The following is a 20697-nucleotide window of genomic DNA, read 5'->3' as shown; positions in this document are numbered from 1 at the left end:
AAAAAGGATTAGGATAAAAATCATATTGTTGGTAGCTTTTGAAAAATTTGGAATAAAATGAAACTTTCAAGAAGAGATTGGTTAAAAAATGCCTCTTTATTTGGCGGCATGACTTTGTTGACGGGAGGAGCAGCGGTATCCGAGTTGTCCGCTGAAGAAGTCAAAAAATTCAATCCCAGGCCATTCAATACTCCTATAAGGTTGGGATCAAATGAAAATCCATATGGTCCATCCGCAGCTATGCGAAAAGCCATGACTGAAGCCTTTGACAATGGCTGTAGGTATCCCTGGTCTTACAATGCAGCACTTCAGGATATGATTGCTGAACGAGAAGGTGTTACCAGTGAGCATGTTGTATTGGTTGCAGGTTCAACCGAAGGTCTAAAGGTTGCGGGAATCACTTATGCGGGTAAGGGTGATGAGATTATATCGGGCTTACCGACATTCCTGACAATGATGGATTATGCTAAGGTATGGGGTGCAGACGTCAATTGGGTGCCGCTCAATAAAGATATGGACTACGACCTTGAAGAAATTGAGAAGAGAATTACTTCTAAAACCAAACTTGTTTTTCTTTGTAATCCAAATAATCCAACAGGTAAGCTTTTGAACAAAAATGCAGTTATGGATTTTTGTGAAAGTGCCTGCAAAAAGACAATGATTTTCAGCGATGAGGCTTACTACGACTATATCGAAGATCCCGAATATCCTTCAATGATTGAGCTCGTTAAAAAAGGAGAAAATGTAATTGTATCCAAAACACTTTCTAAAGTTTATGGACTGGCAGGAATACGGATGGGATATTTAATTGCGAAACCTGAGATTGCGAAAATGTTAAAAGAAAGGGTTGTGGCCAACACCAATATTATGGCCATAGAAGCTGGAAAATCGGCACTACAGGATGAAGAATTTTATAAATTTTCATTGGCCAAAAATCTGGAATGCCGAAAAATGATTGAATCCACCTTGGATGAATTGGGACTAGATTACCTACCATCACAGGCTAACTTCGTTTTTTTCAATGCCAAGCAGGATGTTTCAAACCTAGCAGTCAAAATGCTGGAAAAAGGAGTAATCATAGGAAGACCATTCCCTCCAATGAACAATTGGTGTAGAATAAGTACTGGCACGGTAGAAGAAGTTGCATTTTTTAATCAAGCACTTAAAGAATTACTGGTTTAACCGTCATGATAAATTTCAATCTCAGATTGGAGAATGAGCATATATTGCTTAGACCTTTGGAGGATTCAGACCTTGAAAAATACCTTGAGCTCACCAAAGAAGCAGATATGTGGCGTTTTTATACCCATGATTTATCCACTATAGAAGGTTTGGAAACCTGGGCAAAACCGGCTTTTGAAGAAGAAAGACTTCAATTTACAGTAATTGATAAAAAGACGGATAAAATCATGGGATCAACCGCTTTTGGTAATATTTCTGAGCGGGATAAAAGACTGGAAATTGGTTGGACCTGGTTGGGCAAACAGTATCAAGGTATTGGTGTTAATGGAATTGTGAAAGCACTCCAATTGACTTACTGTTTTGAAACTTTAGAACTTGAAAGGGTAGAATTCAAAACAGATGTACTCAATTCTCAAGCTAGAAGGTCCCTATCCAATATCTATGCTATCGAAGAAGGTGTATTGAGAAGCCATACCCTGATGACTAATGGGAGAAGAAGGGATACTATTTACTTCAGTATCCTCAAACAAGAATGGGCTTATGTAAAAAGGGAAAATGATTGGTAATTCAAAAATAGCATACCTTGAATACAGCAATGGAAACATTAAAATTTTGACTTCCCCTCCCCTGCTGATAATATTGATTTTAATTTTATTTCAATCCTGTACTTTTCAAAATGAAGAAAGAACTCCCTTACAATTGATTAACAATGTACTTATCGATGGGCAAAGATTGGAGTTCAAAGCAGCAAGACTCAATCTCACCGGGCCAGTTACTATTTCGAATGAAAATTCTCATATACAGGCTGTATTGGAATTGTCCACAGATGAAAACTTTGAAATACCAGTTACTCCGGGGACTAGTATATACAGGCTGCCTATTTTTGCTGTTAATGAAGGTTATAACTTACCTACTTTTCCACTTCAAAATGGTGTTTTTGAGGTGATACCTGAATCTTTATTAGAAGAAGATTTGAGCTTTATGGAAGGGGTGAATTTTGTGGCTCCTGTTCAGCTCTTTTTATCTGCCAACAGTTCAGGAGAATGGCTAAGTGAAATTACAGGAGACACCGGTACTGTACAAATTCAATTTGAAATCAGTAATGGGTTGGTTAGGCTTACCAACAATTGGAATTCAGAAGAGGAAGGAAGACAGATTACAGGAGCTGTCTCCCTACCATTGAATTTGAGTAATTTCAGGCCTTGATCATATTTTAGGCAATTGCCAGCCGTTATTGTAATTTGCTTTCATAAGGTCATTTGCATCTGTATCTGTAAATTGACCCTTTTGCTCATCCCAATATATTTTATTACCGGTTTTGAAGGCTATATTCCCCATTTGAGCATTGATTGCAGCAATGCTTCCGGTTTCTATACCACAGGTAAGTTTGGTGGCATCATTACTGGTAATTGCATTTACAAAACCCTGTGCATGCAATTCCAGTGCATTACCTTCCGGTTTTGTATGGGGTACTTCTTCAACTTTATTTTTTCTTTCTCCCTCAACATTTTCGGTTTCTGGAATGACTTTCCATCCTCCCCTGTTCACTACCAGAGTAGCATTGTTGCCGATAAAAGCTATCCCCTCTGTAGTGCCATAATTACCCCCATCTATCCCCGTTGCATGCTCCCAGAGCATATTGAATCCATCATATTCATACACCGTTTGAAGCGTATCTGGAGTTTCAGAGGCATCATCAGGATAGGCGAATTTTCCTCCTGAAGCCATTACCGATTTGGGTGCGGTGACTCCCATGGCATGTAGAGCAATATCAATTTCATGAACACCCCAGTCTGTCATCAATCCACCCGCATAGTCCCAGAACCACCTGAAATTGAAGTGAAATCTATTTTCATTGAAAGGTCTTTTGGGCGCTGGACCCAACCACATGTCGTAATCTACACCCTTGGGAACAGCTCCATCTGGTAGGACAGGCACAGGTTTCATCCAACCTTGATAAGCCCATGTTTTGACCAAGCGGATCTGTCCAAGCTTTCCTGATTTAACATAATCTATCGCTTGGGCATATTGTGAACCACTTCTTTGCCATTGTCCAACCTGTACCATTTTACCATAGCGCTTTTGTGCTTCTACCATTAACATACACTCTTCTATGGTATTGGCTATGGGCTTTTCCACATATACATGCTTACCTGCCGAAAGGCTATCAACCAGATTAAGACAGTGCCAATGATCGGGTGTTCCCACAATTATGGCATCTATGTCTTTATTCTCAAGCATTTTCCTGTAATCTCCATAAACCGCCGGTTTTTTTCCCCTAAGGTTTTCTACATCCGATGACCTTTGTGCAAGTACTGATTCATCAATATCTGCCAAGGCAATGCAATTCACATTTGGCAATTTTAAATGAGCATTCATATCTGACCAGCCCATTCCTTTGCACCCAATAACTCCAAAATTGATGGTGTCTGAAGGGGAGATTTTATTGGCAAGATTTCTTAAAGTTTCTGCCTGTATAAAGGAGGGAACACTTAGCCCCGCCCCTGCCAATAAGCTTGTTTGTAAAAATTTTCTTCTCGATTTCATGTGTTTATTAGGGTTTGATTGAAGGTTAAAAGGTAAAGGATTTTACGGTAAGTGAAAAGGTGTATGTTATGGAAAGAATAATTTATTCAGCTTTAGAGCAATTAAGACCAAAATCCCTTACGCATAAATGCGCTTAGTTATTGACAGAAAGCCTATGATACTTTGGGAAATCTTGTTGTTAAATGAAGATTTAAACTGACTCTAAATTGGCTTAACGGCTTATTATACTCTAAAGAGAGCCTTCTTTAGATTTTAACTTATACTAATTCCAAATATGATTTTATATATGATGCAAATGATAGAATAACTAAATATTGATTAAATTTGAATAAATGTCAAAAGATATAAAATCGAGCCTGCCTACCGGACAGGCAGTCATGATCCCGTACCTACGGGATCACACACTGGGATGATTGTAAACCATGCGAAGATTCTCCCGAAAGTCGGGACAGGCTATCCCGAAAAACCGGAACAAGTTATGTCAATTGAAAAGAAATTATAATAATATGAAAACACGTGAAATAGTAACCTTGCAACGATCCTTGTTGCACGATACCGAAAAATTACTGAACGAGCAGATCGGAATGGAAGGGAAATCTTCTGCATCATACCTTTCCATGGCATCTTGGTGTCATATGATGGGCTATGAAAATGCCTCCAAGTACCTATACACTCACGCTGATGAAGAGAGAATGCATATGATGAAACTTTTCAAATATGTAAACGAGGCAGGTGGTCATGCTATTCAACCGGAAATTACAGGAATAAGACACAATTTCAACTCATTAAGAGAAGTATTTGAATTGATACTTGAGCATGAAATCAAAGTCACCAAATCCATCAATTCTATAGTTGACCATGCTTTCGGAGTGAAAGACTTTGCTACTTTCAGCTTTATGCAATGGTACGTTACAGAACAGCGTGAGGAGGAAACCATAGCTAGAAGGGCATTAGAACTCTTTGAAATTATTGGTGAAGAAGGAGTAGGATTATGGACCATAGATCAGGAATTGGGTAAATTACATGCTATCTCTGCTGAAAATGAAGGTTAAATAGATTCTGCCAAAAATTGAAATGATTACGGTTCCTAGGGACCGTAATTTTTTTGCATATATTTATTATCCACTAACTCCACAGCACTATGGTAGATAATATACTTAAAGTAGAACAGATAGGTAAAAACCTTTTAAGGCTAGCTATTGCCGGTTACATATGGTCAATTGTCATCTTATCTTTTCAATGGGACAAAGACAAACTTTGGATGGCCTTAGTCTTGGTTGTTTTAGTCATAATACCAGTGTTTTTACTTTTACATTTTAAAAGTCCTAAAATGGGAATAGCTGGAGGAATTGGAACAGCCTTGTTTTTTCTCGTTTCGGCTCTTGTAATCTTTACTTCTGATGTGCAAGCTGATGCACCGGGCAAACTCATTTATCTACATATAGTTAGAGATATTTTATTGCTATTGGCTTCTATTGTATTGACCGGAGAATCTTTAAAGGAACTGGTTAGGGAAAAAATCACTCAGCCATTTCCTAAGGCATGACAGAATAAGTTAACTGAAATTGAAATCTTCGGATTGCTAGTTCTTAAGGGATAATTTTTAAGTGAAGTATGCTGTCTGACAACTGTCTTTAGGATTTTAGCAATTGAACTATTAGATTTAAATTTAAATAATCAAAATTCATGTGTGCTAAAGTTTCTATTCCATATCTTTTAATTTCTTTATTTTTTTTTTCCTGTTCCACCAAAGACTCACCTGAAAAAATCAGTGCCGAAGAAAGTGAACCTCATAAGGTTATCCGATCAAATGATGGAATGGTTTTCATTCCTGGTGGTGAATTTTATATGGGAACAGATGAAACGGAAGCCTATCCAGTAGAAAAGCCGGCAGTAAAAAGAAAAGTGAAGGGATTTTGGATGGATGAGACAGAGGTCACTGTTGCTCAATTTACCCGATTTGTGGAAGAAACAGGTTATCTCACCGTGGCAGAAAGGGTTCCTGATTGGGAAGAAATGAAAAAACAATTGCCTCCCGGCACGCCCCGACCTGCCGAAGAAGACATGCAACCTGGTTCTATGGTGTTTTCGCCTCCTTCGCATGAAGTCCCTTTACATGACATCAGCCTATGGTGGAAATGGGTATTGGGTGCAAGTTGGAAACATCCGGAAGGTCCAGGTTCAACCGTAGAGGGTAGAGAAAATCATCCTGTCGTTCACATAGCTTTTGAAGATGCGGTGGCCTATGCTGAATGGGCTGGAAAGCGAATACCAACCGAAACGGAGTGGGAATATGCTGCAAAAGCAGGACGGAAACACCAGCGTTACGCTTGGGGCGATGGCTTCAAGCCTAATGGTATTTTTATGGCAAATACATTTCAAGGAGAATTTCCGCATGAAAACTTATCTGAAGATGGGTTTGAAGGAACTGCTCCGGTCATGAGTTTTCCTCCAAACGATTATGGCCTTTACGATATGATCGGAAATGTTTGGGAAATGACTTCTGATTGGTTCGATGCCATCAAATTTCAAAGAATATCAGGAAATGCACCTGCATTAGATTCCAGTATTTCGCAATGTTACAACCCAAGCAACCCTTATGCGCTTGAAAAAGTCATCAAGGGCGGTTCATTTTTATGTGCGGACGATTATTGTATTAATTACAGGCCATCTGCCCGACAGGGCCAGGATTTTGAAAGTGGTACCAGTAATATTGGATTTCGATGCGTTAGGGATTCAGAATAATATTTTTGTCAAGAATAATTTTGGCTTGGTATTCGTATATATTTGCAGGAGTTTTCGTATATAAACTTGATATGAAGAAATTTTTGCTGTTACTTTTCCTAATTCTATCTTTTGAAGAGTTTTGTTTTGCTCAAGATTATCATTCCAGGTGGTTGTTTACAACTGAACTTTCTCCTTCTTTTCCATCTTCTAGAGATCGAGTAGTTTCAAATGCCGATAATTATTCAAGCTTGGAATGGAGAAATAGAATAGGTGTTAGGACTTTTGGGAATCTTTTTATTGGTGTTCAGGCAAGTGTCAGAAATTACAGCGAAACTTTGACCTTGAGTACTGACATACAATCCCATATCGGTAGTAGCACTATAGAATCCAGGTTAGAGAATACCATGCTGGGTTTTGGTCCATTTTTCAATTATTACCTTGAACTCAGTCCAAAATTTTACCTGCTTGGTTCAGGGTTTATTGGTTTGGAAAAAGGTGTAGGAGCATTTAATTATACCCTCATAAGCAACACATGCCCATCTTGTGAAGCTGAAGGGGTAACAGGTACGTTTCCTCGAAGATTAGGTGAATCGTCATTTAAAGACGTCCTGCTTACATACAGTGGTGATCTCGGAATGGGCTACCTGATCAATGATGCAGTAGGTATACAGTTTATGGTTAATCTTTTGAGGTATGAACGATCTAGTTATTTGACACGAGAGTATAATGGAGAGCCTTTTGATAATCCAGGATTTAGGATGTTTTATTCTGAAAGTGTAAGGAGCTGGTCGTCGATCAGTGATCGGATGATTTTTCACGTTGGAATATTTATGGCCTTAAACTTTGAATAGTATTCAAAAGATTGATTTTATAAAGAAATGAAAAAACCTGTCATCTTTAAAAGATGACAGGTTTCTCTAATCAATTCAAAATTTATGTGTGAATCTATTTTTTTAATTTGACTGGGACTGGCTTTACTTTCCAAATCTCATTGCAATAATCTCTTATACTTCTATCACTGGAGAATTTACCCATTCTTGCTACGTTCAAAATGGACATCTCAGCCCATTTGGATTTATCCCTGAATGTTTCGGCTACTTTATCCTGTGCCTCAATATAAGGTTGGTAATCAGCCAATACCAAGTACTGATCATCAAACATCAATGACCTTACAAGACTTTTAAATGTATCTGTATTCAGGTGGGAGAAATAGCCACTATTGATTTGATCCAAAGCCAATTTCAAATCAGGGTTGTTTTTATAATAACTATAAGGATCATATCCATTATTTTTCACTTGATCCACTTCATCAGCATCAAGGCCGAATAGGAAGAAATTCTCTTCACCTACACATTCCCTGATTTCAACATTTGCACCATCCAAGGTCCCAATAGTTAAAGCACCATTAAGCGACAATTTCATATTCCCTGTTCCTGATGCTTCTTTACCAGCGGTAGAAATCTGTTCAGATAAATCTGCTGCAGGATATATTTTCTGCGCATTTGTTACATTGTAATTTGGATAAAAAACAACTTTTAACCTGTTTTTCACATCCGGATCATTATTGACCACCTCTCCTATTGAAGTTATCAGTTTGATGATCTCCTTGGCGACTTTATATCCAGGCGCAGCTTTTCCAGCAAATATTACTGTTCTTGGAACCATATCAATTTGAGGATTATGCTTGATCCTGTTGTATAGTGTAATTACATGAAGTGCATTAAGCACCTGCCTTTTGTATTCATGCATTCTTTTAACATGAACATCGTATAAAGATTCAGGGTCCACTCTTAACCTCATCCTTTGAAGAATTCTTTTGCTCAGGCTGAGTTTTTGCTGGTATTTAACATCCATCCAAGCTTTTTGGAAGTCCTTGTCTTTGGCAAATTTTTCTAGTCCCTTCAATTCATCCAAGTATTTGATCCAGCCATCACCGATTTTTTCAGTGATAAGTTTTGTAAGTTCTGGATTGCTGAGCACCATCCATCTTCGGGGTGTCACACCATTGGTCTTATTACTGAATTTTTCAGGTGTAAGCTCGTACCAATCTTTTAAAACAGTTTTTTTCAAAAGCTCAGTATGCAAGGCGGCAACACCGTTGATGGCAAAACTTCCAAGAGAAGCTAAGTTTGCCATTTTGATGTATTTCTTTTGACCTTCTCCAATTAGTGAAAGGCTGGCAATTTTTTGATGATCACCAAAGAACTTTACTGTCACAACATCCAAGAACCTTCTGTTGATTTCGTATATCAGCTCAAGGTGCCTTGGAAGTACTCTTCCAAATAATTCCAAATCCCACTTTTCCAAAGCCTCTGGCAACAAAGTGTGATTTGTATAGGCAAACGTCTTGGTAGTGATATCCCAAGCGTCATCCCATTCCAATTGATATTTATCGAGTAAGAGTCGCATCAGTTCTGCAACACCAATGGCTGGATGGGTATCATTTAGCTGCACAACAAATTTCTTATGAAAATCCTGGATTTTATCCCCTTGTCTCAGGTGAATCCCAAGCATATCCTGCAAAGAGCAGGACACAAAGAAATATTGTTGCTGTAGTCTTAGAATCTTACCTTCTTCTTGTTCGTCATTTGGATATAATACTTTGGAAATATTTTCGCAAAGAATTTTTTGCCTTACAGCATCGTTATATCCACCCGCATTGAAAAGTTGAAAATCAAAGGATTTTGGAGCCTCAGACTTCCATAATCTTAATGTATTGGTGGTATTTACGTCATAACCTAAAATAGGAGTGTCATATGCCACGCCTTTTACAATTAAATCAGGAATCCAATTACTACAGTATTTCCCATTATTGTCAGTGTAATGTTGGACGTGTCCACCAATTTTCACCTCATAGTTCAATTCCCTACGCTCAATTTCCCATGGATTACCCCTTCTGAGCCAATTGTCTGTATCTTCTACCTGCCAGCCGTCTCTTATATCCTGTTCAAAGATGCCAAATTGGTACCTAATGCCATAACCTATGGCGGGAACCTCTAAAGTTGCCAAAGAATCCATATAACAAGCTGCCAGTCTACCCAAACCGCCATTTCCTAAGCCTGGTTCTATCTCTTTTTCTACTAACCAATCAAGGTCTTTACCTAATTCCTTAACAGCCTGTTCTGTTTCTTTATAAATTCCTAAGTTGATAAGGTTGTTTGCAAGATGAGGCCCAAGTAGGTATTCTGCTGACAAATAAGAAACCACCCTGTGCTTTCCATCTAAGTATTGTTTTACAGAAGCTACCCAGCGGTTAAGGATTCTATCTCTTACCGCATAGGAAACGGCCATATAGTAATCATTTCGGGTAGCGATCTCTGGAAATTTTCCCTGCACATAAAACAAGTTATTTGAAATCGCTCTTTTCAGAGCTTCCACACTCAGTCCGGTTCTTGCATCTTCAATGAGTATATTTTGAATCTCTTGTTTGTCAAGTCCCTTTTCCTCGAGCTTGGATTTAACTTTAGAGACTGGATTATTTTTTTTCATATTATCTTTAAATCAATTCACTGCGAAAGTTAAACAAATACAGGTCCTTATAAAAGGAAGGGGTTAAAAACCAATTTACAAATTGTACAAATTAACATGTGCCAACTGACATATTTGCGGAATATGTTTTCAAACTGTATATTGAATGGTGCTTTGTAAATAAACTTCAAGAATCATGAAAACCTTCCTCTCTTCATTCATTTTTATTATATCGATAACATTATTATTTTCCTGTAATCCCCGCTCAGAGCAAAATGGAGAAGAAATCGATGAAATTGTGGTAGATGACGAAATGTTTGCTCCTGACGAGCATAATGCACGGATCTCCCTGGATTATGAGGGAATCTATGAGGGCGTTTTGCCATGTGCTGATTGTGAGGGTATAGAGACCACAATTGAAATCGGCCCTTCTTACTCATTTACCAAAAAGACAATTTACTTGGGAAAAGACAATGATTCTATCCAAGAATCTTCGGGAACTTATAGTTGGAATGATGGTGGGAATACCATTACCCTTGAAGGGGTTGAGTCACCCAATCAGTATTTTGTTGGTGAAAACTTATTATTTCACCTCGATATGGAGGGTAATAGAATCACAGGAGATTTGGCAGATAATTATACACTCCGAAAAAAGATAGATTAAAAATAGTTCGCTGCTCACATTTTTAGACCTCAAAAAAAGAATGACAAGACTTACACCAGAAATAGTTTTAGGGTGACTAGAGAATGCAAGTCCCTATTTTTTTCCCTTCTTAATCAAATATGATCGCCAGGAAACTCTCTAAGCAGATGTCTTCGGAAGTTTTTCCACCTGTAGTTAATTGTAATCCAAAGAAAAGGTCCGTGATTGACTCTAAGCGTTTCAGGGTTTGGCGTAGCCATTCGCAAATGATAGCCTGGAGAAAGTGTCACCGCATTTTTCGTAAAGCTAAACAAGGCAAAAATCCTATGCTCAAACGGGTTATCTGCAAAAGATGGACCTACAGTGACTAAAGATTCATTAAAAAGAGTGGTTGAAAAGTTAAAATTGTCACTCAACACTTCACCCCAATTATAACGAACGCTTGCATTAAACCTCATCCTATGATTGAGACCAAATCCTTCAATTATTTCTGTATTACTGAAATTTGCCCTGTACCTCATATCATGCCTGTACCTCAAACTTGTGGATAACCGGGATGAAGAAGGTAACCTATATACCACTTGTCCCCAGGGTCTGTTTTCAGGCCTCACCAATGCTCCGGCAGAAAAAGGGGCAGTTAAGCCTAAACGTGCATATCCTAGCGTAAAGGAGAGCCGTTGATCCTGTGTATGGAGTGTCAATCCACTTCTTACAATCAGAAATATATCTGGAACATGATGTGTGTCAAGCCATACAGACCAATTTGGAGCAATTTGACCTGAGGTCATAAAGCCATACCACATTTCAGTATCTGAGATAACTTCCCTTTGCGCCATAAGAAAATGGCTTTGGGTATATATGAGAAAAAAGAGTAAAAATCTGCGCATAAAATAATTACTTGGCACTAAGATAATTCTCAATCTCCAATAGGACAAAAAGCTTCAATGAATCGTCTTGAATATTGAGCAAAAGAAAAATTAATATAAATACGGAATGATGCCAGTAGAATAATTTATTGCTGCTTCTTGATTCATTTCGATACCAATTGATATTTGATATTTATAGATAACTTGTCCCGGTTTATCGGGATTGACCAAATTCAAACGTTAATTTTATGTTTTGAAGTTATTGGTAAAGAAGTGAATAATAACAAAAATTAAAATGATACTTCCCCTGAAGAATAAATTCTCTTTTTTAACGGTCTATCTCATGCTATTTTTTGCGTCTTGCATAAATAGTGATCAATTACCTAAATACCAGGGAGAAAAAATAATTGTCAATACCAATCTTTTTGATGAGGATTTCTTAGGAAGTGTCACAATTTTGGAAGCTGAAGTAAGAAATGAAATGTTGTATTTAAAGGTTGGGTACAGTGGTTGCAGTCCCACAGATGACTGGACCTTGGTATTTTCGGAACGATTTTTATATTCCCAACCTCCTACCCTTCAGGCAAAATTGATTTTCGAACCTGTGACAGATTGTGGTGCGTATTTCACTTCTAATTTAAAATTTGATCTTGAAAAAATAAGAAGTTTTGCTGCAGGTCCATATCATATAACACTTCAGGGATGGGGAAAAAAGTTGCAAGTTCCTTAATTACAAACCAAATAAGCTAGGAAGCCAAAGAGTCAATCCTGGCCAAAGGGTAACTACTACCAAGCCAATTATCATGGCCAAGAAGAAAGGTAAAAGCGGTTTTACTGCTTGTTGAATATTTATTCCAGCTACCTGAACACCCAGAAATAAAACAGAACCAACAGGTGGTGTACACAACCCTATACAAAGATTAAGAATCATGATGATTCCAAAATGTACTGGATCCACTCCTAACTCAGTAACTACAGGAAGAAATATCGGAGTAAAGATCAATACAGCAGGAGTCATGTCCATAAAAATCCCCACGAATAATAATATAAGATTGATGATGATGAGAATGACTATAATATTGTCACTTAGCGATAAAAGCGTTTCACTTATCCCTTGAGGAATATCTTCCGCAGACATAACCCAAGACATACTCATGGAGGTAGCTATCAATAACATGACAATGGCTGTCGTTTCACTGGATTTCAGAAGTATGGCAGGTATTTCTTTCCATTTCAATTCCCTGTAAAAAAATGAAAGTGCTAAAGTGTAAACGACAGCTATGGCCGAAGCCTCAGTTGCCGTAAAGATCCCTCCAACAATTCCACCTATTACAATTACCAATAGCATCAGCGAGGGAAATGCCCTTAGAGACTTATCTAAAAGTTCTCTTGTACTGGTTCTCTCTCCTGCTGGAAGCTTGTGCTTTCTGATAAAAATTGCTGCAGTCAACATCAACACAAAACCTATAAACAAACCTGGTAAATACCCTGCTACAAAAAGTGCGGCAATGGATACCCCACCTGAGGCTAATGAGTAAACAATTAGAATATTGGAAGGGGGAATGATAAGTCCAGTTGTAGAGGAAGTGATATTGACAGCAGCCCCAAGACCTTTTGGATAACCTTCATCATCCATTCTTTTCCCTAAAATACTTCCTATAGCAGAAACTGCTGCTGCTGCAGACCCTGCTATTGCCCCAAATAACATGGCAGCGATGACATTTACATAAAGTAATCCACCTGGCAATTTACCCATCATGGCTTTAGCCAATTCTATTAAGCGATTGGCAATACCACCCCGATTCATAATTTCTCCTGCGAGAATAAAAAAAGGAATGGCCAATAAGGCAAAGCTATCCAAGCCGGTACCCATTCTTTGGGCAATGGTAGTTGCTGAAGGTACTGCTGCTACTGAAACCAAAAGTGTAAGAAGGCTTGAGATACCCAAACTCCAAGCTACCGGTACACCTATCGACATTAAGGTAAGAAAAGTAAGAACCAAAATCAGTATGCTGATCACTTCCATGTTTATCCTTTTTGAGTTTTCAGGGTAATTGAAATTTGAAAAATATTGTAATACATCACCAAAAGACCACTAAAGGGAATGATGATGTAAATGAAAGCCAATGGCATTTGTAAAGTAGCTGACTTTTGTTCAAGTATATATGTAATATAAACCAGATTACTACCACCCAATACCATAGCAAAAAATGCGAATGACATGACAATAACATTAATGAGTATTATCAGTCTATTTCTTGCTTTTCCTTCTAATTTTTGAGGTAAAATATCGATTGCTAAATGCTTGTCTTGCCCGGCAACATAGGCTGAACCCAGCATTCCAAGCCAGATCAACATGTACCTGGATAATTCGTCAGTAAATGAAGAGGGATTTTGAATGACGTATCTGGACAGGACTTGCCATGTAACGTTCAAAACCATGGCAGCCATCAAAAACATCAATGCATTGCTGACAATTTTATCTATTACAAATTTGGTTTTAGTTTGGGTCATACTGCTAATTATTTCATTTTACTGCCCTGATCTTTTCGATGATTTCATAAAAGTCCGGCTGAGTGGATTTATAAGATTCAAAAATTGGGACTACAGCTTCTCTAAAAGGTCCTGTCTCTGGATAATGTATTTCTACTCCTGCTTTCTCCATTTCTGCCAATGATTCTTCCACTGATTTTGCCCAGAGGTCATACTGATAAACCGCGGATTCATCTGCAGCTTCCTGAAGCCAATTTTTTTCTTGTTCGCTTAGTATATTCCAGACCTTTGTACTGATAATCACCATATCCGGAATAGCCGTATGCTCATTGATACTGTAATACTTGCAAACTTCATAGTGCTTAGAGGTAAAAAGACTCGGAGGATTGTTTTCTGCACCATCGACTATTCCTTGCTGTAAAGCTGTATACAGCTCGCCATAGGACACTGGTGTGGGTGATCCTCCAAACGCTTTTACCATGTTGATGGCAGTATTGCTTTCCATTACCCTCATTTTTAGACCTTTAAGATCCTCTGGATTTTCTATGGGTTTGTTTTTGGTATAAAAACTCCTTTTCCCGGCATCATAATAACAAAGGCCTCTAAGCCAGTATTTTTCTCCTTCCAGAAGTAGTTGTTGCCCAATCTCTCCTTTAAGTACTTTGTCTCTGTGTTCATCGTCCCGAAAAAGATAAGGCAATGAAAGTACCTGAATTTTCGGAGCAAAATTCTCCATTGCGGCTGATGAAACCTTTGTCATTCCAAGACTTCCAATCTGAAGGAGTTCTACCAATTCCCTTTCCGTCCCAAGCTGTTGATTGGGATAAATGCGAATTTCCATTTCTCCATTTGATTTTTCATGGACCAGTGAGGCCATATAAACCATTGCTTCATGTACAGGATGACTTACGCCCAATCCGTGACCTAGTTTGATAACCCTTACGTTACCAGGCCCTTTGCATCCAGCCAAAAGCAGAAAAAAGACAATCATAAAGATATATCTCTTAACCCCCTCCTTCCTCATGATCAATTGATTGACAGACATCATCTTTTTATCTTTTGAATTATATTCAATGAGCCTTTTACCCGGTTTTTCAATCCGTCAAAATTACCAGACTCCATTTCTGCTGCATTAAAAAGTTGAGAACCCATTCCTACACAAAATACACCTGAATCAAACCATGACTTTAAATTTTCTTCATCAGGGCTTACTCCCCCTGTGGCCATTAATTTGACTTCGGGAAGTACGGACAGCACAGATTTGATAAAAGCAGGACCAAGAACATTTCCGGGGAAAACCTTAACCAAAATGGATCCACTCGTGATAGCCTGGTATACCTCGGTCACAGTAGCACAACCTGGGATATACATCACTCCACGTTGAAAACAATAATGTGCAACTTCTGAAATCATGGCTGGTGAAATGATAAAATCTGCACCTGCATAAAGATAGCGTTCCGCATCCTTTACCGTAAAAATAGTTCCGATTCCAAAAATCAAGTCTGGGTATTTTTCTGTATATAATTTAAGAGATTTGAAAACATCAAAGGAATTTGGCAGTCGATTGGTATATTCAAAAACCCTAATTCCTGCCTCATAACATGCATCTACAGTTTTTTTGGCTATTTCTAGGTCTCTGTGAGTGAATAAAGGTACTAGACCTGATTTGGAAATTTCATCCAAAATCTTTTGTTCATTCATGGTTTAATGGGTTTGTTATTATCTGAGCAATTTGCCCACGTTTTTTTCTTGAACCAAATTTAGGACTTCTTCCACAGTGACCAGATTGGCGTCTCCAGGGATACTATGTTTCAGAACAGATGCTGCAGTCGCAAAATCCAAAGCTTCCTGATCCTCAAAGTGCAATAAGCCATAAATCAGACCTGCAATAAAAGCATCCCCTCCTCCTACTCTATCTACTATATGGGTAATTTCGTAGGTTTTGGATTTAAGCACCTCACTCCCATTCCAAAGAATTCCTTTGAGTTGATTATGAGAAGCTGAAATGGATTGCCTTTTTGTCTTGGTAATATATTTTAGCTTTGGAAAATCTTTTTTGGCTTGAAAGCAAGCATCCACCCAGTCATTGACTTGGATATCCATACAGTTTTCAAAATCAGAACTTCCCGCAACAATGACATCACAATACCTAATCAGTTCAGGCATAATTTCCAATGGCTCTTTTCCGTATTGCCATAAATTACGTCTATAATTGATATCTCCACTAATTTTGACTCCCTTTTCGTGGGCTACTTGAACTGCTTTCAATAACATATCAGCTGCATTTTGTGAAATAGCAGGCGTGATTCCTGTCCAGTGAAACCAATCAACATCATCAAAAACTTCATCCCATCTGATATCCTTACCATCAAAATTGGAAAAGGAAGAATTAAACCGGTCATAAATTATCCTCGAGGCCCTTTGCATGGATCCATTCTCTAAAAAATATAGCCCCATCCTTCCTTCATGATCATAGACAAAGTCACAATTAACAGCCATCTGCTTCAAATAAGCCTTCGCTTTTTGGCCTAAATCATTTTGAGGGAAGGCAGTAACATGAGAAGTAGACATGCCAAATTGGGCAAGAGAAATTGCCACATTGGCCTCAGCACCGCCAAAAGAAACCTGATACTGATCTGCTTGAACAAATCTTTCATGACCTGGAGTGGTCAACCTCATCATTATTTCTCCTATGGTGGTAATTTTTTTGCTCATCTTGATTTTTAATATATATCCTTAAAAATAAAACCTTAAATTTTCAAATACTTGATTTGTATCAAGCATTACGCAAACGTTTTCCCAAAATTCAATACCATTCTAAATTTTGAAAAAGACGATTAAAATCCACCCTTCTGATAATGTACTTGTGGCCTTGGTAGATCTGCTGCATAATGAAACTATACACTATGAAGGTAATATTATAAGCTTGATTCAGGAAGTTCCTGCCAAACATAAATTTACTATCCAAAATATCAAAAAGGGAAATGAAGTCTTTATGTATGGAAATATAGTGGGTCGGGCAACAGAGGATATTCCAAAGGGCTGTGTGATCACTACCCAAAATGTCGAACATGCTACCAGTTCTTTCGGAAAAAAAACATCAGATTATAAAAATGTCACCAGCCTTCCAGACATTTCAAAATTTAAGGAAAGGACTTTTCAAGGTTACCTTCGCAAGGATGGTCAGGTTGGGACCGCCAATTACTGGTTGGTGATTCCATTGGTATTTTGTGAAAACCGTAATGTGGAAATTATCAAAGAGGCATTTTTAGAGGAATTAGGTTTTAACAAGCCCAATCCATTTAAGAACTTAGTCAAACAGATGAAAAAAGCCCTAACCATTGGAGAGCCTTCAGAAATAGAAGAATTGTCCCTTGAAGGTGCTAAAAATATAGCCGACAACCGTTTTTTTGAAAATATTGATGGCATCAAGTTTTTGACGCATCAAGGTGGCTGCGGTGGAACTAGACAGGATTCGGAAATGCTTTGTGCGCTTTTGGCCGGTTATCTCAATAATCCCAATGTGGCTGGCGGTACTGTTTTGAGTCTTGGCTGTCAAAATGCTCAAATATCCCTTTTAGAAGAGAAAATAAAGGACATTAATAAAGATTTTGATAAGCCGCTAATTATCCTGGAGCAACAACAAGAAGGCACAGAAATAGCCCTATTGACGAAGGCTATTAAAAATACATTTGTAGGAATGGCTGAAGCAAACAGGCTGGAACGTCAGGAAGCACCTTTGAGTAAGTTATGCATAGGATTGGAATGCGGAGGTTCAGATGGATTCTCTGGTATTTCCGCCAATCCAGCTGTGGGGCATACTTCAGATTTGTTGGTTGCCTTGGGAGGAAAAACTATTTTATCTGAATTCCCTGAGCTTTGCGGGGTTGAACAGGAATTGATCAACCGATGTGTAGATGAACAGACTGCCAATAAATTTGCCCATTTGATGAAAGCTTATGCTGCATCTGCTGCCGCAGTTGGTTCAGGTTTTGATATGAATCCTTCACCTGGTAATATCAAAGATGGTCTTATCACAGATGCTATCAAATCTGCAGGGGCAGCCAAAAAAGGAGGCACATCGGCCGTCGCTGATGTATTGGATTATGGGGAATATGTCAAAAAACCGGGTCTAAACTTACTTTGTACTCCTGGAAATGATGTAGAAAGCACAACAGCTATGGCTGGTTCAGGAGCCAATTTGATATTATTCACAACAGGTCTCGGTACACCTACTGGAAACCCTATTGCTCCGGTGATTAAAATTTCCTCTAATTCTAAGCTAGCTCAACGTATGCCCGATATCATAGATTTCAATACAGGAGAAATCATTACAGGAGAAAAATCAATAGAAGAAACCGGCGAAAACTTATTGGAATTGATTATTGATGTGGCCTCAGGTAAGGTTACTCCAAAAGCAGTAGCACTGGGTCAGGATGACTTCATTCCATGGAAAAGGGGCGTTTCACTTTAAATAATGAAGTGAAATGCGAAATCCCATCAATTACTTTCCACAACGAGCATCTTGGATTTGGCTGCTTCATAGCGTATGGTTTTGATCTTTGAATATTCAGGAGAAGACCACCAGGATTTAGCTGTATCCACATTTGGAAATTCCAAAATCACCAATCTTTCCGGGTTCCAGTCACCTTCAAGTGATTCGTTTTTGACTCCCCTGACCAAAAAACGACCTCCAAACTTTTCTATGGTACCGAGAGTATGTTTTTTATACTCTTCATAAAGTTCTGGATTGTGAATACTAACTTCGACTATTACAAGTGCTGGCATATTGATTATTTTAGAAATTAAATGTTGATTCAAATTTGTGATTATTAAAATGAAAAAGAAAGATATCATTCAATTTGGTACAGGAAATTTTTTAAGAGGTTTCAGCTGCTGGATGGTACAGCAAATGAAGGATCAAGGTTTTTTTAAAGGTGATATTTTTATGATTCAATCACATGGTGACAGCGTTCCAGAAACATACCAAAATCAAAACAACCAATATCATGTGATGGAATTGGGAGTTTCTAAGGGAAAAGAAATTAACCAAATCAGCAAAATTGATTGCATCAAGGCGGTAATCAATGCCAAGAATGAGCCTGAAAGATTTTTGAAACTTGCTGAAAATCCAGGACTAAGATTTGTGATTTCGAATACTACTGAGGCGGGAATTTTTTTCAAACAGGAAAACCCAAACATTGAAAATGTATTTCCAGTGACATTTCCGGGTAAGTTGACGGCCTTACTCTATATACGGTTTAGCTTTTTCGAAGGGGAACTTGAAAAGGGTTTGATTATTTTTCCCTGTGAATTGATCCAGGATAATGGGGCTGAACTTAAAAAAATTGTTTTAAAACACGCAAATAGCTGGTCTCTTCCTAAAACTTTTTTGGATTGGTTGGACGCATCTACTCTTTTCTGCAACACATTGGTGGACAGAATAGTACCTGGTTTTCCCAAAGAAAATATGGATAAAATCAGACCTAATCTTGAATTTGAGGATGAATTGCTTGTGATGACAGAACCATATCATTTTTGGGCTATCGAAGGAGATGAAAAGATCAAAGATGAATTTCCCGCAGAAAAAGCAGGTTTACAGGTTAATTTTGTAAAGGACTTAAGCCTTTACAGAAAAAGAAAAGTCCGGGTCCTGAATGGTGCCCATACGGCTATGGTTCCCATGGCTTACCTCAAAGGCTTAAGGACAGTAATTGAAAGTATAGAACATCAGGGGCTTGGTCAATTAATTAGCGATATAATTTTTAAAGAGATAATTCCAGTTTTAGGCATGCCTGAGAAAGAGACAGAAAAGTTTGCTTTAGATGTCATTGATAGGTTTCGAAATCCATTCATCCGGCACGAATTACTTTCTATAGCATTAAATTCCATTTCCAAGTTTAAGATAAGGGTACTTCCAAGCATGGTGGAATTCTACCAAATAAATGGTTTTTGGCCTCCCCTACTTTGTCAAGCAATGGCTGATTTACTTGTTTTTTATAGTGGCATGGATAAGGAAGGTAAAAAAATTCCATTAAAAGACGATTTGGTTGTAATAAGTATATTCAGTGAAGCTTGGGAAGCTGATAATGTGTATACATTCCTGCAAGCAGTTTTAAGTCAAGACTCACTTTGGGGGGAAGATTTAAGTTTCTATGCAAGCCTAACAGATGAGCTCGCTGAGAAGATTGATTATCAAAGCCATAAGTCATTTATGAAAAAATGAGTGATGTGAAAAAGTCAAAAATCCATGAATTTGCTTTTAATTTGCATCATGGAAATCCAAGCAGACATAAAAGAAAAACTCCTCAGTACGGCAAAGTCTTTTTTAAAAGAACAAATCAGCAATTTGGAAAAGGAACTTAAGGAACTTCAACAATCAGCCGAGGCCGATGAAAAAAGTTCTGCAGGAGATAAGTATGAAACCCATCAGGAAATGCTGAATCAAAGTAGAACTATACTTGAAAAAAGACTGAGCAGTTCCAAAACGATGATTAATCAATTGAATGCTGTTCCAGTAAAAGAAACCAAAACTGTTGAGGATGGTAGTCTACTCAAGTTGCCTATGGGAAATATTTGGGTATCCGTTCCCTTTGGAAAGCTTGATTTTGAAGGTACAGCTTACCAGCTGGTTTCTCCCGATTCCCCATTAATTCAGGCAATTTGGGGTCAAAAAGAAGGAAGTATTGCAACTTTTAGAGATAAAAGTTTTGAAATCGAAAAGTTGGTATAGCCATTTAGTTTATTTGATAAGTTCGTGGATGCAATTGG

At 38.1% G+C, this 20697-nt stretch carries 21 protein-coding genes; 12 read left to right on the top strand and 9 right to left on the bottom strand.

All coding sequences use genetic code 11. The features are described 5' to 3' along the window. The first annotated feature begins 57 nt into the window (after positions 1-57). From EA341_RS05170 to EA341_RS05160, 3 genes are read left to right on the top strand one after another with little or no spacing between them, the layout of a single operon-like run. Positions 58-1182, top strand: coding sequence for an aminotransferase class I/II-fold pyridoxal phosphate-dependent enzyme (locus tag EA341_RS05170; protein WP_293011940.1), 1125 nt, complete (start codon positions 58-60; stop codon positions 1180-1182). Between the two features lie 5 nt (positions 1183-1187). Next, positions 1188-1748 (top strand): GNAT family protein, encoded by a 561-nt coding sequence (locus EA341_RS05165; protein WP_293011938.1) that lies wholly within the window; start codon positions 1188-1190, stop codon positions 1746-1748. Then, positions 1738-2388, top strand: a complete 651-nt coding sequence (locus EA341_RS05160; RefSeq protein ID WP_293011936.1) for a hypothetical protein — start codon at positions 1738-1740, stop codon at positions 2386-2388. The genes EA341_RS05165 and EA341_RS05160 overlap by 11 nt, the downstream gene beginning before the upstream one ends. On the opposite strand, the gene EA341_RS05155 is transcribed toward EA341_RS05160, so the two are convergent. After that, positions 2389-3729 (bottom strand): Gfo/Idh/MocA family oxidoreductase, encoded by a 1341-nt coding sequence (locus EA341_RS05155; protein WP_293011934.1) that lies wholly within the window; start codon positions 3727-3729, stop codon positions 2389-2391. Between the two features lie 506 nt (positions 3730-4235). Here EA341_RS05155 and EA341_RS05150 point away from each other — a divergent pair. The 4 genes from EA341_RS05150 to EA341_RS05135 all read left to right on the top strand — a co-directional run bounded on the left by EA341_RS05150 (position 4236) and on the right by EA341_RS05135 (position 7307). Next, entirely contained in the window at positions 4236-4781 is a 546-nt protein-coding gene (locus tag EA341_RS05150; RefSeq protein ID WP_293011932.1) for a ferritin, read from the top strand. Between the two features lie 89 nt (positions 4782-4870). Then, complete coding sequence (locus EA341_RS05145; RefSeq protein ID WP_293011930.1) at positions 4871-5275, top strand: hypothetical protein; 405 nt, start codon at positions 4871-4873, stop codon at positions 5273-5275. 140 nt (positions 5276-5415) lie between these two features. Continuing rightward, entirely contained in the window at positions 5416-6474 is a 1059-nt protein-coding gene (locus EA341_RS05140) for a formylglycine-generating enzyme family protein (RefSeq protein ID WP_293011927.1), read from the top strand. A gap of 71 nt (positions 6475-6545) precedes the next feature. Next, positions 6546-7307, top strand: coding sequence for a hypothetical protein (locus EA341_RS05135; RefSeq protein WP_293011925.1), 762 nt, complete (start codon positions 6546-6548; stop codon positions 7305-7307). A gap of 94 nt (positions 7308-7401) precedes the next feature. Here EA341_RS05135 and EA341_RS05130 read toward each other — a convergent pair whose 3' ends face one another. Next, on the bottom strand, positions 7402-9945 hold the full coding sequence (locus tag EA341_RS05130) for a glycogen/starch/alpha-glucan phosphorylase (protein ID WP_293011924.1): 2544 nt from the start codon (positions 9943-9945) through the stop codon (positions 7402-7404). A 175-nt stretch (positions 9946-10120) separates the two neighbouring features. Here EA341_RS05130 and EA341_RS05125 point away from each other — a divergent pair, with 175 nt between their 5' ends. Further along, the gene (locus EA341_RS05125; protein WP_293011922.1) at positions 10121-10588 is read left to right on the top strand and encodes a copper resistance protein NlpE; all 468 of its coding nucleotides are present in this window, start codon (positions 10121-10123) and stop codon (positions 10586-10588) included. 113 nt (positions 10589-10701) lie between these two features. Here EA341_RS05125 and EA341_RS05120 read toward each other — a convergent pair whose 3' ends face one another. After that, positions 10702-11403 carry a DUF2490 domain-containing protein gene (locus tag EA341_RS05120; protein WP_293011920.1) on the bottom strand — a complete coding sequence of 234 codons (702 nt, stop codon included), beginning with the start codon at positions 11401-11403 and terminating at the stop codon, positions 10702-10704. A 325-nt stretch (positions 11404-11728) separates the two neighbouring features. Between EA341_RS05120 and EA341_RS05115 the strand changes: the two genes are divergently transcribed. Further along, on the top strand, positions 11729-12163 hold the full coding sequence (locus tag EA341_RS05115; protein ID WP_293011919.1) for a hypothetical protein: 435 nt from the start codon (positions 11729-11731) through the stop codon (positions 12161-12163). On the opposite strand, the gene EA341_RS05110 is transcribed toward EA341_RS05115, so the two are convergent. Genes EA341_RS05110 through EA341_RS05090 form a run of 5 tightly spaced genes read right to left on the bottom strand, consistent with a single transcriptional unit; the run spans position 12164 to position 16641 of the window. After that, a complete protein-coding gene (locus EA341_RS05110; protein ID WP_293011917.1) occupies positions 12164-13459 on the bottom strand; it encodes a TRAP transporter large permease subunit in 1296 nt (431 codons plus the stop codon). Positions 13460-13461: 2 nt separating this feature from the next. Then, on the bottom strand, positions 13462-13947 hold the full coding sequence (locus tag EA341_RS05105; RefSeq protein WP_293011915.1) for a TRAP transporter small permease: 486 nt from the start codon (positions 13945-13947) through the stop codon (positions 13462-13464). A gap of 13 nt (positions 13948-13960) precedes the next feature. Beyond that, entirely contained in the window at positions 13961-14950 is a 990-nt protein-coding gene (locus EA341_RS05100; protein ID WP_293011913.1) for a TRAP transporter substrate-binding protein, read from the bottom strand. 20 nt (positions 14951-14970) lie between these two features. Then, positions 14971-15627, bottom strand: coding sequence for a bifunctional 4-hydroxy-2-oxoglutarate aldolase/2-dehydro-3-deoxy-phosphogluconate aldolase (locus tag EA341_RS05095; RefSeq protein ID WP_293011911.1), 657 nt, complete (start codon positions 15625-15627; stop codon positions 14971-14973). Between the two features lie 18 nt (positions 15628-15645). Further along, entirely contained in the window at positions 15646-16641 is a 996-nt protein-coding gene (locus EA341_RS05090; RefSeq protein ID WP_293011909.1) for a sugar kinase, read from the bottom strand. 106 nt (positions 16642-16747) lie between these two features. Here EA341_RS05090 and EA341_RS05085 point away from each other — a divergent pair, with 106 nt between their 5' ends. Continuing rightward, positions 16748-18400: a UxaA family hydrolase gene (locus tag EA341_RS05085; protein ID WP_293011991.1), complete on the top strand. Its 1653-nt coding sequence runs from the start codon at positions 16748-16750 to the stop codon at positions 18398-18400. Between the two features lie 26 nt (positions 18401-18426). Here the strand turns inward: EA341_RS05085 and EA341_RS05080 are convergent, their stop codons facing one another. Continuing rightward, positions 18427-18714 (bottom strand): DUF1330 domain-containing protein, encoded by a 288-nt coding sequence (locus tag EA341_RS05080; RefSeq protein WP_293011907.1) that lies wholly within the window; start codon positions 18712-18714, stop codon positions 18427-18429. A gap of 49 nt (positions 18715-18763) precedes the next feature. Here EA341_RS05080 and EA341_RS05075 point away from each other — a divergent pair, with 49 nt between their 5' ends. Further along, positions 18764-20152, top strand: coding sequence for a tagaturonate reductase (locus tag EA341_RS05075; protein WP_293011905.1), 1389 nt, complete (start codon positions 18764-18766; stop codon positions 20150-20152). 24 nt (positions 20153-20176) lie between these two features. Further along, positions 20177-20659: a hypothetical protein gene (locus EA341_RS05070; protein ID WP_293011903.1), complete on the top strand. Its 483-nt coding sequence runs from the start codon at positions 20177-20179 to the stop codon at positions 20657-20659. The last annotated feature ends 38 nt before the right edge of the window (positions 20660-20697 follow it).

This window comes from Mongoliibacter sp. (genome assembly GCF_007692705.1).
GTDB lineage: Bacteria > Bacteroidota > Bacteroidia > Cytophagales > Cyclobacteriaceae > Mongoliibacter.
Note: the sequence above shows the minus strand (reverse complement) of the source record. Positions and strands in the feature narration are given on the sequence as shown.

Excerpts from the sequence above, each read along its gene's own strand:
- EA341_RS05170 (WP_293011940.1), top strand. The coding sequence starts at position 58 with ATGAAACTTTCAAGAAGAGATTGGTTAAAAAATGCCTCTTTATTTGGC.
- EA341_RS05165 (WP_293011938.1), top strand. The coding sequence starts at position 1,188 with ATGATAAATTTCAATCTCAGATTGGAGAATGAGCATATATTGCTTAGA.
- EA341_RS05160 (WP_293011936.1), top strand. The coding sequence starts at position 1,738 with ATGATTGGTAATTCAAAAATAGCATACCTTGAATACAGCAATGGAAAC.
- EA341_RS05155 (WP_293011934.1), bottom strand. The coding sequence starts at position 3,729 with ATGAAATCGAGAAGAAAATTTTTACAAACAAGCTTATTGGCAGGGGCG.
- EA341_RS05150 (WP_293011932.1), top strand. The coding sequence starts at position 4,236 with ATGAAAACACGTGAAATAGTAACCTTGCAACGATCCTTGTTGCACGAT.
- EA341_RS05145 (WP_293011930.1), top strand. The coding sequence starts at position 4,871 with ATGGTAGATAATATACTTAAAGTAGAACAGATAGGTAAAAACCTTTTA.
- EA341_RS05140 (WP_293011927.1), top strand. The coding sequence starts at position 5,416 with ATGTGTGCTAAAGTTTCTATTCCATATCTTTTAATTTCTTTATTTTTT.
- EA341_RS05135 (WP_293011925.1), top strand. The coding sequence starts at position 6,546 with ATGAAGAAATTTTTGCTGTTACTTTTCCTAATTCTATCTTTTGAAGAG.
- EA341_RS05130 (WP_293011924.1), bottom strand. The coding sequence starts at position 9,945 with ATGAAAAAAAATAATCCAGTCTCTAAAGTTAAATCCAAGCTCGAGGAA.
- EA341_RS05125 (WP_293011922.1), top strand. The coding sequence starts at position 10,121 with ATGAAAACCTTCCTCTCTTCATTCATTTTTATTATATCGATAACATTA.
- EA341_RS05120 (WP_293011920.1), bottom strand. The coding sequence starts at position 11,403 with ATGGCGCAAAGGGAAGTTATCTCAGATACTGAAATGTGGTATGGCTTT.
- EA341_RS05115 (WP_293011919.1), top strand. The coding sequence starts at position 11,729 with ATGATACTTCCCCTGAAGAATAAATTCTCTTTTTTAACGGTCTATCTC.
- EA341_RS05110 (WP_293011917.1), bottom strand. The coding sequence starts at position 13,459 with ATGGAAGTGATCAGCATACTGATTTTGGTTCTTACTTTTCTTACCTTA.
- EA341_RS05105 (WP_293011915.1), bottom strand. The coding sequence starts at position 13,947 with ATGACCCAAACTAAAACCAAATTTGTAATAGATAAAATTGTCAGCAAT.
- EA341_RS05100 (WP_293011913.1), bottom strand. The coding sequence starts at position 14,950 with ATGAGGAAGGAGGGGGTTAAGAGATATATCTTTATGATTGTCTTTTTT.
- EA341_RS05095 (WP_293011911.1), bottom strand. The coding sequence starts at position 15,627 with ATGAATGAACAAAAGATTTTGGATGAAATTTCCAAATCAGGTCTAGTA.
- EA341_RS05090 (WP_293011909.1), bottom strand. The coding sequence starts at position 16,641 with ATGAGCAAAAAAATTACCACCATAGGAGAAATAATGATGAGGTTGACC.
- EA341_RS05080 (WP_293011907.1), bottom strand. The coding sequence starts at position 18,714 with ATGCCAGCACTTGTAATAGTCGAAGTTAGTATTCACAATCCAGAACTT.
- EA341_RS05075 (WP_293011905.1), top strand. The coding sequence starts at position 18,764 with ATGAAAAAGAAAGATATCATTCAATTTGGTACAGGAAATTTTTTAAGA.
- EA341_RS05070 (WP_293011903.1), top strand. The coding sequence starts at position 20,177 with ATGAATTTGCTTTTAATTTGCATCATGGAAATCCAAGCAGACATAAAA.